The organism is Rhodococcoides kyotonense, assembly GCF_001645385.1.
Classification (GTDB): Bacteria; Actinomycetota; Actinomycetes; order Mycobacteriales; family Mycobacteriaceae; genus Rhodococcoides; species Rhodococcoides kyotonensis_B.
In genome coordinates, this window is the sequence record NZ_LVHI01000023.1 from 1 (window position 1) to 17,851 (window position 17,851).

Here is a 17,851-nt window from a genome sequence, read left to right on the forward strand (position 1 = left end):
GGGCGGTTTCAAGCGGTCGCTGCACCAATGAGCTCTGCGAACTTTTCCAACGGTGGTCTGTAGCCTAGCGTCGCCCTGGGGCGCTCGTTCAATTCCAGGGTGACGCGGCGCAGTTCCTCGGGTGAATGCACCGACAGGTCCGTTCCCTTCGGAAAGTACTGACGCAGAAGACCATTGGTGTTCTCGTTGGTTCCCCGTTGCCACGGCGAGTGGGGATCGGCGAAGTAGATCGCGACACCGGTCGCCGCGGTGATCTCCGCATGCGACCGCATCTCGAAGCCTTGATCCCAGGTCACAGACTGTTTCAGCAGCTCAGGCAGGGTGTTCATGGCCTCGATCATGGCGTCGCGGACCTGTACTGCGCCGTGGCCGTCCGGCAGATGCAACAGCAGCGTCGTGCGAGTGGTGCGCTCGACGAGGGTGCCGATCGCGGACTTGTTGTTCTTGCCCATGATCAGATCGCCCTCCCAGTGGCCTGGGATTTTCCTGCTTTCGACCTCGTCGGGCCGGTCGGCGATACCTACCTTGTCCGGGATGTGCCGGGCGTTCTTCGACTTCGCGACGCGGCCATGCGGTTTGCGGAACGTGCGGCCCGTACGCAGGGCTTTGTCGACTTCTTTCTTCAATCCTCCTCGTGGAAGCACGTAGATTGCCTTGTAGATCGTCTCGTGCGACACCTGCATCTCCGGTCGATCGGGGTACTTCTGTTTCAGTGTCTCCGAGATCTGCTGCGGTGACCACTTCTTCTGCAGCCCGGCGATCACCTCGCCCCGCAGTTCCTGATTGACGACCAGCTTCGACTCCTTCGGTCGCCGAACCGCATCATCTGCGCGGCGTTGCGCCGAGACAGCGCGGTAGCTGCCGTCGACGTTGCTGTGGTGTTTGATCTCGTACGAGATGACCGTGTGATTGCGACCGATGTCGCGACCAATCTGCCTGAGCGACAGTTTGTTTCGAACACCGATCTCGATCTCGACTCGGTCCTCCAACCTCAACGCCGGCCCGAAGGACACACGAACCTTCTCTCGATCGATGCCGGCCCTCTCATCGCGCCAGCGATAACCGGTCTTGCGCCTGACCCCATGCGCTTCGCTGGCCTTCTTTATCGGCACCCCGGAATCGATCATGGCGTAGAAGCTATCGCGCACTTCCTCCGATTTGCCCCGCGTTCTACCCACGACACACCACCTACTTCTTCCTGGTCGGGAGCGGTGGTGCATCGACCGCTTGAGACTGCCCTCGCTGGCCTTCTTTATCGGCACCCCGGAATCGATCATGGCGTAGAAGCTATCGCGCACTTCCTCCGATTTGCCCCGCGTTCTACCCACGACACACCACCTACTTCTTCCTGGTCGGGAGCGGTGGTGCATCGACCGCTTGAGACTGCCCAGAGTGACCGGATGTGACATTCGGTCGGAGGGGCGGAGAGCTCAGACCCGCCCGAAGTTCGACGACAGTTCCCCGAGGATCTCGTCCCACAGAGGCCGCGGGAGGTCGTGGCCCATTCCGTCGATGAGGTGCAGCCTGGAATTCTTCGCCGCTCGGGCGACGGCTTTTCCACCGGTGGGCCGCATCAGCCGATCGGCGCGGCCGTGGACGACGACGGTCGGCCCTGCGATCTGCGTGGTGTATCGCCGCAGGCTTCCCGTGCCGGTGACCGCAGCCATCTGACGTAGTGCGCCTGCGGGACAGTAGTTGCGGTCGTACATCTGGCCCGCGGTCTCGAGGAGTTCGTCCATCGGCGTCGGGTAGGCCGGGCTGCCGATGATGCGCCGCGTGTTCGCGGAGTGCCGAACGATCTCCTCGCGCGACGCTCCTGGCCCTGGCCCCTTCATGAGCGGGATCAGGGCGCGCGGATCGGGCGGCGGTAGAAACGCTTCGTTGGTGCTGGAGAAGATGATCGCGGTGCTGAGCACTCGGTCCGGGTACAGCCCCGACAGAATTTGTGCGATCATTCCGCCCATCGATGCTCCGACGACGTGCACTCGGTCGATGTCGAGGTAGTCGAGCAACCCGATTGCGTCGGCTGTCATGTCCAGCAGCGTGTAGGGCACGGTGCTGGGTGCGCCGAGTCCGGTTCGCAGCAGTCGTAGCAGCGCCGAACCCTGGATGCGCATTGCGTCCATCTTGGTCGACAAGCCGATGTCGCGGTTGTCGAACCTGATCACTCGGAAACCCATGTCGACGATGCGTTCGCAGAACTCGTTGGGCCACAACGTCATCTGCGCACTGAGACCCATGATCATCAGCACGGCGGGATCGTCGGGGTTGCCCATGTCCTCGTACGCGATGTCGAGCGAGTTCGACGCCGCGAAGCCGGTTCGGGTCTGCACGATGACCTTCTTTCACCAACCGGGTGTGCCGAGCAGCGGGACGACGAGGAAGCTGGGCTCGTCGGCGTCGAGAACGACGTCCTGTCTGCGGCCCCTCGTGCGCAGCAGGTCGGGGAGTATCGGCATGAATCGTGGTGCGTCGGTCGCGAATACGTCGACGCGGAGGCGGTGACCTACTCGGACGACGGCCTCGGTCGTCAGCAGGTCGATGTCGAGAATCACCGGCTCGCCCACGGGCACATCCAGCATGGAGGCCTCGGTCAACGGGTGGTGCGGCTTGGTGTAGTCCCCGTTCGGCGCGAAGAGGGACTTCTCGTCGTCGATGGCCCGACGGGAGGTCAACAGTGCACCGTTCGTGATGACCGTCGAGGTGCCGTCGGGTGCGACGTCGCAGACCATGATGGCCCACAACGCTTCTCGCGCATGGCACACGACCTGCATGTGCAGATTCATCGGGCCGGAGACGACCGTGTCCGCGTGGGCAGGGCCGGTGGTGAACGTGGCGGCGGCGCCTTCCGCGAAGCGATTGTCGTAGGTGAACCCGCCGCCGAACACCGCGGTGATCCCGGCCAACACCTGCGTCGTGTCACGAGACACCGTCGGGCGAAGAGACGGACGAACGGTGAAGATTCCGCTGGATCCGTCGGGCGTGCCGACGAGACTGCCGTCGGCTACTGCATGCGCGGCGACGCCGGAAGTCTTGGCAGAGAGGTAGAGCCGCGTCGGCTGCGCGTGAGGAGCGGGAAATCGCCCATGCGCTGTCCACGTACCGCCCTGACTGCGGAGAGTGACGGGTCCGTACTTCTCGATTCCGTTGTCCTCGTCGCGGAGCCAACGATCGAACCAAGCGCGTTCGAGCACGTCGAGACGAGGTGGGAACCCCGGTCGTCCGAAACCGATCCCCGGATTGCCGTGATAGCCGTCGCCGACGAGAAGCTGTTTGTGGCCGCGTTCGAGCGCGAGCCGGTTGTAGATGTCGGGGGCCGAGCCTCCGAAGATGTCGTGCCAGCATCCGTAGACGAAGGTGGGTACGTCGATCTGTTCGATGTCGGCGTCGATGTTGTCGTAGTAGGGGTCGTCGTAGATTCTCGTGTCACCGCCGGTCAGGAATCCTCTGGCGAGATCGAGCATGTGAGTGGCGGGGGAGGACGCGCGATCTCGGAGCCAGGTGACGACGTCGAGGCCCTGCAGCGACGGCACCCATTTGAGCCCGTTCACGGTCGTCAACCACAGCTGTATGAAGAAGGACGGCGCACCGCCGGTCGCGAAGATCTCACGAACGATGTCGACCGATCCTTCGACGGCGAACACCGCCTCTAGCCCGTTCGGCCTCTTCGCTGCGGCCTGCAGTGCGTTGATCGCCGAGTACGAGATGCCCGTCATTCCGACGCGGCCGTTGCTCCACGGCTGGGAGGCACTCCATTCGATGATCTCGATGGAATCCAGCTGCTCTCGATTGCCGAGAACATCCCACTTGCCTGCCGACGACCCGGTGCCTCGTGCGTCGACGATGACCTGGACGTACCCGCTGCGGATCAGGTGACGATTGACCGACAACAGATCGGCTGCACCGCCGTCGACGATGCGGGTTATCTCCGTGATCCCTTCGAAGGGGGTGCCGCTGAGGTCGAGTCGGCGCGAGAGCCCACGGAGTGCTCGACCCAGCACGGGCGTCCCGAGAAGCGCATCGATGCCCGTCACGAGGCCCTTGTTGTACGGCGTGATGTTCAGAACCACCGGAAGCGGGGTCGCGACGGCAACTCCTGCGACATCGGCGGGGCGAAAGACGTCCGCCCGTAGAACGGTCCCGTCGCTCATCGTGATCGGAACGTTCGACGCTCGTGCGATCTCGGGATAGCGGGGCGGTGCCTCGACGAGGTTGCGCCACGCGGTCGCTGCGTCGCCACCGCTGGGGTCGCGTACTCGCTCCTGGGCGTGCCCAGGACGCAGGAGGGGACGTGGCTGCGCTGCCGTCATGTATCCGATTGAACCGTCAAAATGCTCGGTTGTCCTGTGAGCGGCGATTGTTGTGCGCAGCTGACAGCAACGCTCGGGCAAACTTGGTGGGCAGTCACATCCGAAAACGGTGAGGCGCACTGTCGGGCCGTTTTGGCGTAGTGGCACTGCTCGAGGTACTGTTGCCGACGGTTCGGATGTGGAATGCATCCGGTCCACCCAATCGAGTTCTACCCAAGACCGTTGGTCACCGCCTTCTCCAGGGAATGCGGTTGAAGGTCCGAGTTTCTCGGACGGCCCACGCAGGAGGACGAGGTAAGGGACCTGTTCGACGGCGTCTTCGCGACGCTGTTCTCATGTCTACGCCCCGTGTGCTTCTTGCGCCGGGGCGTTCGTTGTTTCTGCCGGACCTCTCGCGATCGACATTACTTCCCACGAGAGGAGGCGAAGTATGGCAAAGCCCGAAAAGGTCTCGGCAGTATCCGAGATCACCGAACAGTTCAAGGGTTCGACGGCTGCCGTCGTCACGGAATACCGTGGCCTGTCGGTGTCCGGTCTGACTCAGCTCCGGCGTGCGCTCGGCGAAGGTGCCACGTACTCCGTCGCCAAGAACACCCTGGTCAAGCGCGCTGCTGCCGAAGCCGGCATCACCGGGCTGGACGAGTTGTTCGTCGGACCGACCGCCATTGCATTCATCAAGGGCGAGCCGGTCGACGCTGCGAAGGCCATCAAGGCGTTCGCAAAGGACAACAAGGCCTTGGTCGTCAAGGGCGGCTACATGGACGGCGCGACGCTGTCCGTGGACGAGATCAACAAGATCGCGGACCTCGAGTCCCGCGAGATCTTGCTGGCAAAGCTCGCAGGTGCCATGAAGGGCAACCTGTCGAAGGCTGCCGGCCTGTTCAACGCTCCGGCGTCGCAGGTTGCACGTCTGGCCCAGGCATTGGCAGACAAGAAGGCCACCGAGGCACCGGCTTCTGCCGCTGCCGAGGCACCGGCAGAAGCAGACGCTCCCGCCGAAAGCTGATCCGCACTTTTCAGCGAACAGCTACACACCACCACCTGTGTCGCGGATCAGCGACTCGGTACTAAAGGAAGGACCGCCACCATGGCGAAGCTCAGCACCGAAGAATTGCTCGACCAGTTCAAGGAGCTCACCCTCCTCGAGCTCAGCGAGTTCGTGAAGGCATTCGAGGAGACCTTCGAGGTCACCGCAGCTGCTCCCGTCGCCGTCGCCGCTGCAGGCGCTCCGGCTGCCGGTGGCGCTGACGCTGCCGAGGAGCAGGACGAGTTCGACGTCGTCCTCGAGTCGGCCGGCGACAAGAAGATCCAGGTCATCAAGGTCGTCCGTGAGGTCGTTTCCGGCCTCGGCCTGAAGGAAGCCAAGGACCTCGTCGAGAGCGCTCCGAAGGCCATCCTGGAGAAGGTTGCCAAGGACGCAGCCGACGCTGCCAAGGAGAAGCTGGAAGCAGCCGGCGCCAAGATCACCGTCAAGTAATTCTTGCCGGGCCGATCACGGTCTGTCGCTTCATCGAAAGAGGGCCACCTCCCGTACGGGAGGTGGCCCTCTTTCTTTCGTCCGTGCAGCGTCGTGTCGATGCGGAGCGGTCGGAAGCGCCATATTCTGTGGTCTGTCACAGTGCCGACACGTTGGTTTTCGTCACAAATCCGGCGAGTCGTACGCGTGTCTCAGTGACATGAGTCACACTAAGCTCAGGATCTCGGCCCGCCTCGGGGATTTTATTACTGGGCAGTAAGCTCCTGTGTCGGTGCGGACACTCGTATGCGATAGAGTGACCGGGCCCACATCCGGTGATGTGTACGAACTTGGAGGTCAGAGTGGGAGTCGAGGTTTCGGTCGAGGGTCTGACCAAGTCTTTCGGTGTTCAGAAGATTTGGCAGGACGTATCGCTGACGCTGCCGTCGGGAGAGGTCAGTGCACTCCTCGGGCCGTCCGGCACCGGCAAGTCGGTGTTCCTGAAGTCCCTGATCGGTCTGCTGCGGCCCGAGCAGGGCAAGATTTTCATCGACGGAACCGACATCCTGCAGTGCTCGTCGCGTGAGCTCTACGAGATCCGCAAGCTGTTCGGCGTGCTGTTCCAGGACGGCGCTCTGTTCGGGTCGATGAATCTGTACGACAACGTCGCGTTCCCGCTTCGCGAGCACACCAAGAAGAGCGAATCTGACATCCGCAAAATCGTGATGGAGAAGCTGGAGCTGACGGGCCTCGTCGGCGCCGAGGACAAGCTTCCCGGTGAGATCTCCGGCGGTATGCGCAAGCGCGCAGGTCTGGCCCGTGCCCTCGTGCTCGATCCCGAGATCATCCTCGTCGACGAGCCGGACTCCGGTCTCGACCCGGTGCGCACCACGTACATTTCGCAGACGTTGATCGACATCAACGCCGAGATCGATGCGACCATTCTCATCGTGTCCCACAACATCAACCTCGCGCGGACGGTGCCGGACAACATCGGCATGCTGTTCCGTCGCCAGTTGGTCATGTTCGGTCCCCGTGAGGTCCTGTTGACCAGCGAGGAACCCGTCGTCAAGCAGTTCTTGAACGGCACGATGATCGGCCCGATCGGCATGTCCGAGGAGAAGGACGAGGCGCAGATGGCGCACGAGCAGGCGCTCGTCGACGCCGGACACCATGCGGGCGGCGTCGACGACGTCGAAGGAATCGTGCCGCAGATGAAGGCGACGCCCGGGACGCCGGTTCGCCAGGCCGTTGCTCGCCGGCAGGAAAGGGTGCGACGCATCATGCACACGCTGCCGCACAGCGCGCAGGTCGCCATCCAGGAAGACCTCGACGCGACCAACTCGTCTCAGCAGGTTCCCGCCTATGCAGGACAGAGCTACGACGACGGCTCCGGTTACCAGCAGCAGTACGACCAGACCGGCTACGAGCAAGCGGGATACGACCAGCAAGCGGGCTACGACAATTCCGGGTACGAGCAGACCGGCTACGACAACTCGGGCTACGACACCGGATACAGCGACCAGGGCCGCGGCTCGTCGCAGGGGCGGGGACAGTAAGGGCTATGGGGGGTTCCAAGAAATCCGCGCTCGCACCGGCTAGCGCAGCACTGACGCAAGCCGGAAATATCGTCGAATTGTTGGTGGACGTCGTCCGCAACACGTTCAGGCGCCCGTTCCAGCTTCGCGAGTTCATCGAGCAGGCATGGTTCATCGCCAGCGTCACGATCCTGCCGACGGCACTCGTGGCCATTCCGTTCGGTGCCGTCGTGTCGCTGCAGACAGGCTCGTTGATCAAGCAGCTCGGAGCCGAGTCGTTCACCGGCGCCGCCAGCGTGCTCGCCGTCATCCAGCAGGGCAGTCCGATCGTGACGGCGCTGTTGATCGCCGGCGCCGCCGGGTCGGCCGTGACAGCAGACCTCGGGTCGCGCACCATCCGCGAGGAGATCGACGCGATGCGGGTGCTCGGTATCGATCCGATCCAGCGCCTCGTCGTTCCTCGTGTCCTTGCGATGATTCTCGTGGCCCTGCTGCTGAACGGTCTCGTGTCCGTCGTCGGCATCGCGGGCGGCTACTTCTTCAACGTCGTGCTGCAGGGCGGAACTCCCGGCGCGTACCTGGCGTCCTTCTCGGCGCTCGCGCAGTTGCCCGACCTCTACGTCGCGGAGTTGAAGGCTGCCATCTTCGGCTTGATCGCGGGAATCATCGCGTCGTACAAGGGTCTCAACCCGAATCCCGGCCCGAAGGGGGTCGGTGAGGCAGTGAATCAGACGGTCGTCATCACGTTCCTGTTGCTGTTCTTTGCCAACCTCATTCTCACCCTGGTGTATCTCCAGGTCGTGCCGGCGAAGGGAAGCTGACCCGCAATGACCATCGCCAAAGGTCGTGGCGACCGTACTCTCATGCGCGCGAAGCGAATCGCGAACGCGCCGCTGACCGTGCTCGACAGCGCGGGCGAACAGATGTCGTTCTACGCGCGAGCCATCGGATGGATTCCGCGCACGCTGATCCACTACAAGAAGGAAACCCTTCGTCTGCTCGCCGAGGTCACCTTCGGCAGCGGCGCGCTCGCCGTCATCGGCGGCACCATCGGCGTCATCGTGATGATGTCCGGCGCAACGGGTGTCGTCGTCGGCCTGCAGGGTTACGCAGCGCTCGAACAGCTCGGCAGCTCGGTGCTTACCGGCTTCCTGTCGGCGTACATCAACACCCGTGAGATCGCGCCCGTCGTCGCCGGTCTGGCGTTGTCGGCGACGGTCGGCGCAGGATTCACCGCGCAGCTCGGAGCCATGCGGATCTCCGAGGAGATCGACGCACTCGAGGTCATGGCGGTACCGAGTGTGCCGTTTCTCGTCACGACGCGCATGATCGCCGGATTCATCGCGGTCATCCCGCTCTACATCGTCGGTCTGCTCGCGTCGTACATCGCCTCTCGCGGCATCAGCACGATCTTCAACGGGCAGTCGGGCGGGTCGTACGACCACTACTTCAATCTGTTCCTACCGCCCGAGGACGTTCTCTATTCGTTCCTGAAGGTGTTGATCTTCGCCTTCGTGCTGATCATGATCCACTGCTACTACGGGTTCCATGCTTCGGGCGGACCTGCCGGAGTCGGTGTCGCAGTGGGTCGTGCCGTGAGGACCGCCATCGTGACGGTCGCTGTTCTGGACTTCTTCCTCAGTCTTGCCATCTGGGGAACCACCACCACAGTGAGGGTTGCAGGATGATCGACTCGCCGTCTCGCCTCAGGCGACTTCTGTTGGGTCTGGCATTCTTCTTGGTTCTCATCCTTTTCCTCGGGTGGTCCATCACGTCGTACAACAAGACGTTCAAGAAGGTCGTCAGCATCGATCTGATCACCGACTCGGTGGGCAACGCCCTGCCTGCCAACGCGGACGTGAAGGTCCGCGGGTTGATCGTGGGTGAGGTGCGCTCGGCGTCGACCGTCGACGGCGTCGTCACCGCGCATCTGGCGATCGATCCGGACAAGGCGGAGCTGATCCCGTCGAACACGACGGCGCGTTTGCTGCCGAAGACGCTGTTCGGTGAGCGCTACGTGTCGCTGATCGTCCCGGAAGGAGACACGGCGTCGCCCATCACGAACGGCACCGTGCTGCGCCAGGACACGAGCGGCGACGCCATCGAGGTGGGCCAGCTGCTGGACAACCTGCTGCCGCTGCTCGAAGCCATTCCGCCACAGGACCTGGCCAATACGCTCGGTGCGTTGGCGCAGGGATTGAGTGGCCGCGGTGCGGAACTCGGCATGACGATCGATCGGCTCGAACGCATCTTCGGGAGCTTGAACACCGAGTTGCCGAACATTCAGGAAGATCTGCGTGGTCTCGCCGACTTCTCGCAGACCTACTCCGACGCTGCCCCCCAACTGGTGGACGCGCTCGAGAACCTGACCGTCACCGGCAACACGTTCGTCGAGCAGCGTCCTGCGGTCGACACGTTGATCGCGACGCTGACATCCACCAGCGGAACGACAGCGGACTTCCTGCAGGCCAATTCGAACAACCTGATCAACATCGCAGCGAATTCGCGTGAGGCACTGGAACTTCTGGCCAAGTACTCGCCGTCGTTCGGGTGCACGTTCTCGCAGTTCGTTCCGACCGTCGCCGAGGCGCAGAAGGTCATCGGCGTCGGAGACGAGTATCGGGGCATCAACGTGACCGCGTCGTTCGTCAACCCGAAGGGTCGTTACCTGCCCAACCAGGACGAGCCGCGTCTCTTCGACAACCGCGGACCGAAGTGCTACACCCCGGCGAACACCGATGCGGGCGAGTTCTTCCCGCAGTACCCGGGCGGATCGGCCAACGACGGGTCCTACCAGGTGCCGTCGAGAAACCCAGGACCGCAGGAGATCCCCGAACTTCCCGCACCGCAGCTGTCGGGCGTGCCTGCTGCGACGGGTACCGACGGCCAGGCGACGCCTGCGGGGTACGAAGGATCCGATTTCGAGCGTGACACCCTCGCCGTGATCTACGGCGAGGCCGGGGGAGTGGCTCCAGGTGAGATCCCGTCGTGGACGACGACTCTCGGAGCACCCGCACTGAGGGGAGCGGAGGTGACCATCAAATGAGGGGACTTGCAGCTCCACTCGTCAAACTGATCGTGTTCGCGGTGGTGACCATCCTGGCGACCGCCACGCTCGCGTTCTCGATCGCGAACATCAGCGGCGGAGGCGGCGAGAAGTACAGCGCGATCTTCAGCGACGTCGCGTCGCTCAACAAGGGCGACGAGGTACGTATTGCCGGTGTTCGCGTCGGTGACGTCAAGAACATCGAGATCGTCAACGAACGCGAAGCACGCGTCGAGTTCAGTGTCAACGGTCGCGACTACCTCCCGTCGACCGTGACTGCGAACCTGCGATACCGCAACCTGGTGGGGCAGCGCTACATCGCCCTCGAACAGGGCTCCGGAGAGCAGGGCGGAAAGCTGAACCCGGGCGGGGAGATTCCGCTCTCGCAGACCAAGCCCGCCGTCAATCTGACGACGCTGTTCGACGGTTTCCGGCCGCTGTTCACGACGCTCAACGCCGACGACGTGAACAAGCTGTCGTACCAGATCATCCAGGTGTTCCAGGGTGAGGCGGGCACGATCTCCGACCTGGTGCGCAGCACCGCGAGCCTGACCAACACTGTCGCCGACAAGGACCGGGTCATCGGAGCCGTCATCACCAACCTCAACACGGTGTTGGAGACGGTGAACCAGCACGACAAGGATCTGGATTCGCTGATCGTCAACACGCAGCAGCTCGTGTCGGGGTTGTCGGCCGATCGTGACGTCGTCGGATCCGCCGTCACGTCGCTGGCCGGTCTGACGGACGCGACCTCGGATCTGCTGGAGCCGACGCGGCCCGCGATCCAGGGATCGATCGCGTCGCTGAACACGCTTGCGACGACGCTGAACAACCGCGAGGAGGACCTGACGAAGGTCATCCAGACACTGCCGAAGAAGCTCGACAAACTGATTCGCACCGCGCAGCAGGGATCGTGGTTCACGTTCTATCTGTGCGGCATCGACATTCAGGCCGGGCCGGGCACTTCGCCGAACTTGAACCTGCCGACGGGACTGCCGACTGTGAATCAACCGCTGTACACGAACGCGGCCGAGCGGTGCAAGGCTGGGGGGATCCAGGGATGAAAAAGCGTAGCCCGGTAGTGGCCGGTGCGCTCGGCATCATGATCGTGCTGCTCGCGACCGTCGCCGTGTTCTTCCTCGACCGTCTGCCCATCCTGGGTGCAGGGTCGGTGTACACCGCAGAGTTCTCCGAGGCCGCAGGTCTCAAGCCCGGCAACGAAGTGCGCATCGCGGGCGTCAAGGTCGGCAAGGTCGATTCCGTCGATCTCGCCGGCGACAAGGTGAACGTTCAATTCCGCGTGCAGGACGCGTGGATCGGCAACAACTCGTCGGCTTCGATCCAGATCAAGACGCTGCTCGGCCAGAAGTACCTGGCCATCGATCCGCGCGGCGACGAGGTCTTGAAGCCGAAGGATCCGATCCCGCTCGAGCGCACGACATCTCCGTACGACGTCATCGACGCGTTCTCCGACGCGGCGCGCACCATCACCGACATCGACACCGACCAGTTGGCGTCGAGCTTCCAGACGCTGTCGCAGGCGTTCTCGGAGACGCCGGACGACATTCGAGCATCGCTCGACGGTGTCAGCAGGCTGTCGCAGACCATCGCAAGTCGAGATGCCGAGTTGCAGAGGCTGTTCGAGGCGACCGGCAAGACCTCGAAGGTGCTGGCCGACCGTAACCAGGAGTTCAACCGCCTCATCGCCGACGCCGGTCCGTTGCTCGAAGAACTCAACAACAGACAGCAGTCGATCTCACAACTGCTGACAGGCACGCAGCGGCTGTCCACGGAACTCACCGGATTGGTTCGCGACAACGAGCAGCAGATCAATCCGATGCTCCAGCAGTTGAACGGAGTCATCGACATCCTGAACGCGAACAACGACTCCCTGTCCAGGGCGCTCGAGCTCTATGCGCCGTTCGTGCGTTTGTATGCCAACGTCACGGCGAACGGCCGGTGGCTCGACATCACCCTCGCCAACCTGACGCCGCCCGGTCTGCCGCTCATTCCCGGCTACCGTCAGCCCGCACGCGATCTCGGGGGCAACTGATGACCGACACCGCACAGAAACAGAAGAAGTCCGGCATCGGCAAGGGCGTCATCGCAGCCGTCGTGATCGTCGCGTTGGTCGTCGCAGCCGGTCTGTGGTGGCTGTTCACGCGCGCCGGCGCCACGAACATCACCGCCTACTTCGACAAGTCGGTCGGTATCTACGAGGGCTCGGATGTCCGTGTGCTCGGTGTCGCGGTCGGTGAGGTCACCTCGGTAACCCCTCAGGGCGACCAGGTCGAGGTTCAGATGCGCGTGAAGCGCGGCATCGACATCCCGGCCGACGCGAAGGCAGCGCAGATCACGCCGTCTCTGGTGTCGGACAGGTACATCCAGCTCGCGCCCGCGTACAGCGGAGGCGACACGATGGCCTCCGGCGCGGTCATTCCGCGCGATCGTACGGCAACTCCCGTCGAGGTCGACCAGATCTACGCGAGCATCGACGAACTCTCGACCGCTCTCGGTCCCGAGGGCGCCAACAAGGACGGCGCGCTGACAGACCTCGTGAACACCGGTGCTGCGAACCTCGACGGCAACGGTGAAGCGTTGGGCGACAGCATCACTCAGCTGTCCGAGGCGTCGCGCACACTCAACGAGTCGCGCGGCGACCTGTTCGACACGGTCAAGAACCTGCAGACGTTCGTGTCGGCGCTCGCCGCGAACGATCAACAGGTCCGAAACTTCAACAACCAGCTGTCGGATCTCACGAGCTTCCTGAACGGAGAACGCGAGGATCTCGGTGCGGCGCTGAACCAGCTGTCCATCACGCTTGGTGACGTCGCCGGATTCGTCGCGGACAATCGAGATCAGCTGGTGCAGGCCGCCGACGGTCTCGTCCAGCCCACGCAGACGTTGGCCGACGGCAAGGAATCGCTGGTGGAGACGCTGACGCTGCTTCCGCTCGCAATCAGTAACCTCGTCAACGCGTACGACGCCGAATCGGGAACGCTGGCGTCCCGCGCCAACCTGCAGAACGAGACGCAGGACCCGTTGGGCACGGTGTGCAGATTGATCGACCTCGGCAAGCTGGTGCCGGGCGATCCGCGCTTCGAGCAGCTCGGTGCGCAGATCCAGCCGATCATCGATCGATGCAGCGAATTCACGACCTTGATTCAAGGGCCCGTGCGGGATTCGGGCGTCGTTCTGCCGTTCGGTGTCCTCAGCGGTACGACCGAACAGAACGCCGTCGTGCCGGGAACGGTGCCCGGCACCGTGTCGCCGCGTCTCGGCGAGAACAACACGCTGCCCGGTTTGCAGCAGTCGCTCGGAGGGGGACAGTGATGGGAAGGTCGGTCATGCGTACGCGCCCACTCGTCGTGCTCGCCGGTGCGACGGTCGTCGGCTTGTCGGCGACGGCGTGTTCGCAGGGCGTCTACGGCATTCCGCTGCCCGGTGGCGCGGATACCGGAAGCAACCCGATGCATCTGACCATTCAGTTCCAGGACGTGCTCGACCTCGTCCCGCAGTCGACGGTGAAGGTCGACGGTGTCGAGGTCGGCCGAGTCGATTCGATCTCGGTGCCGAACGGTGAGTGGACCGCGAACGTGAACGTCATCGTCGACAATTCGGTGGATCTGCCCGCCAATGCGCTTGCCGCAGTGGAGCAGACGTCGATCCTCGGTGAGAAGTTCGTTCAGCTGACGGTGCCTGCGGGTGACGCCGATCCGCAGAAACTGCAGGACGGCGACACGATCCCGCTGGATCGGACGCGGTCGACGACGAACATCGAGCAGGTTCTCGGCGCGTTGTCGATGGTCCTCAACGGCGGTGGCGTCGGCCAACTCGCTCCGGTCGTCAAGGAATTGAGTGCCGCGTTCGACGGTCGCGAGGGCAAGACACGCAGTCTGTTGGAACAGGCGAACACCCTCATCGGTGGCCTCGAAGAGCAGCGCGACGACATCACCCGTGCGCTCGACGGTCTCGACGTTCTGACGACCGAGGTGAGTGGCCAGACCGAGAAGATCGATCGTGTGCTGTCGGACCTTCCGATCGCGACGGACGTTCTCGAACAGCAGCGTCCGCAGCTGACGCAGATGCTCGGCCAGCTCGATCGACTCGGAGCCGTCGGCACCGACGTGATCAACCGGTCCAAGGACAACCTGATCGCCGATCTGCGCGCACTGCGGCCGACGTTGCAGGCGCTCGCCGAGTCGAGCGACGACATCGTCACGACGCTGCCGCTCATCCCGACCCTCCCGTTCCCCGACGGCATCGAGCAGATCACACAGGGCGATTCGGCGAACCTGTACCTGTCGCTGGATCTGTCGATCGGCACCACGCTGCGCAATCTCGGTGTGGGAGAAGGCGATCCGGTCTACATCCCACCGAAGTACGGTGACACGCTGCCGCTGGTCGATCCGTCGAACCCGTACTACAACGGCAACGGACCGCGCCCGGGATGGCCGACGATCTCGCTGCTGCCGTTGCCTCCGATCATTCCCAATCCGTCCCCGCCGCCGGGAGTCCCGGTCGCGCCAGGAACCGAACCGGTGGACTCGCCCGTGAACGAACCGACTCCGTTCGCTCCGTTGAACGACCTGCTCGAACAATTCGGAGGTGGACAGTGAGATCGCGGCTGGTCAGGATTCAGCTGTTCGCATTCATCGCCGTCGCGGTGCTCGGCATCGTGTACGTCGGTGGAAAGTACGTCCGAATCGACAATCTGCTCGGCTTCGGGCAGTACGACGTCAATGCGCAGTTCGCGGACTCGGGCGGCATCTTCACCAACGCCGAGGTGACGTACCGCGGTGTGCCCGTCGGGACGGTCGGTGCGTTGTCGCTGACGTCGGACGGCGTGAACGTCGAACTGCTGTTGAACAACGGTGGGCCGGACATTCCGTCGTCGGCGAAGGCCGTCGTGGCCAACCGCTCTGCGATCGGTGAGCAGTACGTCGACCTGCAGCCGACCAGCGACGAGGGTCCGTACCTCGAAAGCGGTTCGGTCATCGTCGAGGCGGACACGGCAACGCCCGTTCCGGTCGAGAACGTGCTCGCGAGTGCGGACAGTCTCGTCAGTTCCGTTCCGTTGCAGAACTTGACGACGGTTGTCCAGGAACTGGGCACGGCATTGAACGGCAAGGGCGACGATCTGCAGGTCCTCCTGGACTCGCTGAACACGCTCACTCAGTCCGGTGACGAGGCGTTGCCCCAAACTCTCGCGCTCGTTCGGGACAGCCGGACGGTTCTCGACACCCAGTCGGATCAGGCGTCGGCCATCCGTCAGTTCAGCACCGACCTGAACAACGTGACGGCCCAGCTGCGCAGCAACGACCCGGACATTCGACGACTGATCAACACCGGCACTGCCGCCAGCGATCAGATCGGTGCGTTGATCGACGAGGGCGGTCCGGCGTTGACGACCGATCTGAACAACCTCAACGAGGTCACCGAGCTTGCCGCGCCGCGCACGCTCGCGTTGCAGCCGCTGCTGATCTTCCTGCCCGCGTTGGCCGCTGGATCGAGCACGTTGACCCCGGGCGACGGCACGATCCATCAGGGTCTGCTGCTCGAGACGAACAACCCGCCGCCGTGCACGGTCGGCTACGAGGGCACCCAGGCGATCCTCGCGGAGGAGAAGGCGAAGAACCCGAACTTCGACATGTCCGAGGACAACTACCCGCTGAACCTGCAGGCCAACTGCACGACGCCTCAGGGCAGCGTGACAGGTGTTCGTAGTTCCAACCGCATCGTCTTCGCGGATCCCGAAACCCCGCAGCCGTGGGATTCGAAGCCGAAGGTCGATCCGGACAAGCTCAACTTGAATCCGATTGCGACGCAGCTCGCACCGCTGATCGGTGTCACTCCGAAGTAAGCGGATCGGGTGACGAAGTTACCGAGTAGTAGGGTGTCAGTGTGACGTCAAACACCGAAGCCCAGGAGCCGACTTCCGGCGCTCCTGGGCCATCGAGCGAAAATGTCGGCCGAAAGAGCAGCAGGACTCCGATTCTGATCGGCGTATCCGTCGTCGCGATCGTCGCCCTGGTAGCGGCCGTGTGGTTCGGAATCGGGTACGTGAACGCGCGATCCGACAAATCGGTTGCCGACACCCGCGACTCGGCACTCACCGGTGCCCAGCAGGTGGCGATCAACCTCAACACCGTCGACGCCGCCAACATCGATCAGTCGTTCGACGACATGAAGTCGTCCATTACCGGCGACACGATGCTGAACGATCTGGAAGCAACACGGTCGTCTATCGACGACGCGGTCCGCACGTCGGGAGCCAAGAGTTCGGCCGAGTTGATGCACTCGACCCTGACCGAACTCAGCGCCGACGAGGGCACAGCCACCGCACTGGTCGTCATCGCCGCGACGACGACGTGGCCTGACCGTCCGGCGCAGAAGGTCAAGCAGACCATGCGGTTGTTCATGGAAGACGTCGACGGTACGTGGAAGGCCAACAAGGTCGACCCGATCGGAACACCGATCGCGCTCGACGCGTCGGGCGGGCAGACGGACTCGAACGGATTGCCGCTCGACCCCAATGGAGCTCCCGCCCCGACCACTGAGCCCGCCGACCCGAACGCGGTCCCGTCCGAAACCGCGGAGCCTGCGCCCGCTCCCGATGCGACCGGCGGGCAGTGACATCCGTCCTGCCCTGACCATCGGATAGTGGCATTTTTCGAAAGAACTACGAGGAGTTGTCCGCAGTGCCTCCACAGCGCCGGAAGATCGTTCCCCCCAACACCACCAGCAAGGCTCGGAAGAAGGTGGCGGGCAGCAATCGCAGAACCGAGCCCGACGCCGTCGCGTCCGACGCAGCGACTCCGGACACCACGGCGACCTCGGATTCCACCACGCCGGTAGACCTTTCGAAGGCTGCGAAGCCCGACGCCGCCGCGCCTGAACCCGAGGCTCCCGCAGAACCGCCCGCTCCCGCGGAACCTGCCGCTCTCGCGGAACCTGCCGCTCCTGCGGAGCCCGCCGCTTCCGAGGCGCCTGCCGCGCGGACCAGCTGGACGCCGGTTGTCGCAGTGGGGGTCGCTGCCGTCGTGTTCGGTGCTGTCGCCGTCGTTGCTGCGCTGAAGCCCGGTGCGGACGTCGACAATTCGGCGTGGGTCGATCAGAACGCGACGTCCGAGGTCACCGCTGCGGCGACGGACGCATTGAAGACGCTCTACACCTACAGCGACGCGACGATCGACGAGGACTTCGACAAGGCCCGCGCCGTCCTCAACCCCGACATGCTCGCCGAGTTCGACCGAGTGGCCGACACGACGAAATCGGCTGTGCGCCAGACTCAGACCGCAACGCAGGCCGACATCTCCGATATCGGCGTCACGCGCCTCGAACCCGATCACGCCGAGATCGTCGCACTGCTCAATGTCAGTGCCACGCAAGCGGGCGTCGCGCAGGGAAATGCCGAGGGGCCCATCGTCGTGAACATGGAGAAGACCGACGGTAAGTGGATTCTTTCTGCCATCTCCGATCAGTAAGCGGTATCAGCAGC

The 17,851-nt window shown here is 63.6% G+C and carries 16 protein-coding genes; 13 read left to right on the plus strand and 3 right to left on the minus strand.

Annotated elements, in window-relative coordinates:
• Nucleotides 1-8: 8 nt before the first annotated feature.
• From A3K89_RS15925 to A3K89_RS15935, 3 genes are all read right to left on the minus strand, one after another.
• Nucleotides 9-1,127, minus strand: coding sequence for an IS30 family transposase (locus tag A3K89_RS15925; protein ID WP_442978242.1), 1,119 nt, complete (start codon nucleotides 1,125-1,127; stop codon nucleotides 9-11).
• Between the two features lie 303 nt (nucleotides 1,128-1,430).
• Entirely contained in the window at nucleotides 1,431-2,333 is a 903-nt protein-coding gene (locus tag A3K89_RS15930; RefSeq protein WP_068427686.1) for an alpha/beta fold hydrolase, read from the minus strand.
• 12 nt (nucleotides 2,334-2,345) lie between these two features.
• On the minus strand, nucleotides 2,346-4,310 hold the full coding sequence (locus tag A3K89_RS15935; RefSeq protein ID WP_068427687.1) for a CocE/NonD family hydrolase: 1,965 nt from the start codon (nucleotides 4,308-4,310) through the stop codon (nucleotides 2,346-2,348).
• 430 nt (nucleotides 4,311-4,740) lie between these two features.
• Here A3K89_RS15935 and rplJ point away from each other — a divergent pair, with 430 nt between their 5' ends.
• The 13 genes from rplJ to A3K89_RS16000 all read left to right on the plus strand — a co-directional run bounded on the left by rplJ (nucleotide 4,741) and on the right by A3K89_RS16000 (nucleotide 17,837).
• Nucleotides 4,741-5,316, plus strand: coding sequence for a 50S ribosomal protein L10 (rplJ, locus tag A3K89_RS15940; RefSeq protein WP_068427689.1), 576 nt, complete (start codon nucleotides 4,741-4,743; stop codon nucleotides 5,314-5,316).
• 81 nt (nucleotides 5,317-5,397) lie between these two features.
• Nucleotides 5,398-5,787 (plus strand): 50S ribosomal protein L7/L12, encoded by a 390-nt coding sequence (rplL, locus tag A3K89_RS15945; RefSeq protein ID WP_068427691.1) that lies wholly within the window; start codon nucleotides 5,398-5,400, stop codon nucleotides 5,785-5,787.
• Between the two features lie 341 nt (nucleotides 5,788-6,128).
• Nucleotides 6,129-7,325, plus strand: coding sequence for an ATP-binding cassette domain-containing protein (locus tag A3K89_RS15950; protein ID WP_174551439.1), 1,197 nt, complete (start codon nucleotides 6,129-6,131; stop codon nucleotides 7,323-7,325).
• A 5-nt stretch (nucleotides 7,326-7,330) separates the two neighbouring features.
• Nucleotides 7,331-8,125 carry an MlaE family ABC transporter permease gene (locus A3K89_RS15955; RefSeq protein ID WP_068427693.1) on the plus strand — a complete coding sequence of 265 codons (795 nt, stop codon included), beginning with the start codon at nucleotides 7,331-7,333 and terminating at the stop codon, nucleotides 8,123-8,125.
• 6 nt (nucleotides 8,126-8,131) lie between these two features.
• Nucleotides 8,132-8,992: an MlaE family ABC transporter permease gene (locus A3K89_RS15960; RefSeq protein ID WP_068427695.1), complete on the plus strand. Its 861-nt coding sequence runs from the start codon at nucleotides 8,132-8,134 to the stop codon at nucleotides 8,990-8,992.
• Nucleotides 8,989-10,350, plus strand: a complete 1,362-nt coding sequence (locus A3K89_RS15965) for an MCE family protein (protein WP_068427697.1) — start codon at nucleotides 8,989-8,991, stop codon at nucleotides 10,348-10,350. Before A3K89_RS15960 ends, A3K89_RS15965 begins: the two co-directional genes overlap by 4 nt.
• Entirely contained in the window at nucleotides 10,347-11,414 is a 1,068-nt protein-coding gene (locus A3K89_RS15970; RefSeq protein ID WP_068427698.1) for an MCE family protein, read from the plus strand. Before A3K89_RS15965 ends, A3K89_RS15970 begins: the two co-directional genes overlap by 4 nt.
• Nucleotides 11,411-12,403, plus strand: a complete 993-nt coding sequence (locus tag A3K89_RS15975; RefSeq protein ID WP_068427700.1) for an MCE family protein — start codon at nucleotides 11,411-11,413, stop codon at nucleotides 12,401-12,403. The genes A3K89_RS15970 and A3K89_RS15975 overlap by 4 nt, the downstream gene beginning before the upstream one ends.
• Nucleotides 12,403-13,683, plus strand: coding sequence for an MCE family protein (locus A3K89_RS15980; protein WP_068427701.1), 1,281 nt, complete (start codon nucleotides 12,403-12,405; stop codon nucleotides 13,681-13,683). The genes A3K89_RS15975 and A3K89_RS15980 overlap by 1 nt, the downstream gene beginning before the upstream one ends.
• Nucleotides 13,684-13,697: 14 nt before the next feature.
• Nucleotides 13,698-14,969 carry an MCE family protein gene (locus A3K89_RS15985; protein WP_167674314.1) on the plus strand — a complete coding sequence of 424 codons (1,272 nt, stop codon included), beginning with the start codon at nucleotides 13,698-13,700 and terminating at the stop codon, nucleotides 14,967-14,969.
• The gene (locus A3K89_RS15990; protein WP_068427706.1) at nucleotides 14,966-16,213 is read left to right on the plus strand and encodes an MCE family protein; all 1,248 of its coding nucleotides are present in this window, start codon (nucleotides 14,966-14,968) and stop codon (nucleotides 16,211-16,213) included. The genes A3K89_RS15985 and A3K89_RS15990 overlap by 4 nt, the downstream gene beginning before the upstream one ends.
• A 41-nt stretch (nucleotides 16,214-16,254) precedes the next feature.
• Nucleotides 16,255-16,986, plus strand: coding sequence for a hypothetical protein (locus tag A3K89_RS15995; RefSeq protein WP_068427708.1), 732 nt, complete (start codon nucleotides 16,255-16,257; stop codon nucleotides 16,984-16,986).
• Between the two features lie 65 nt (nucleotides 16,987-17,051).
• Nucleotides 17,052-17,837, plus strand: a complete 786-nt coding sequence (locus A3K89_RS16000) for a hypothetical protein (protein ID WP_068427710.1) — start codon at nucleotides 17,052-17,054, stop codon at nucleotides 17,835-17,837.
• Nucleotides 17,838-17,851: the final 14 nt, after the last annotated feature.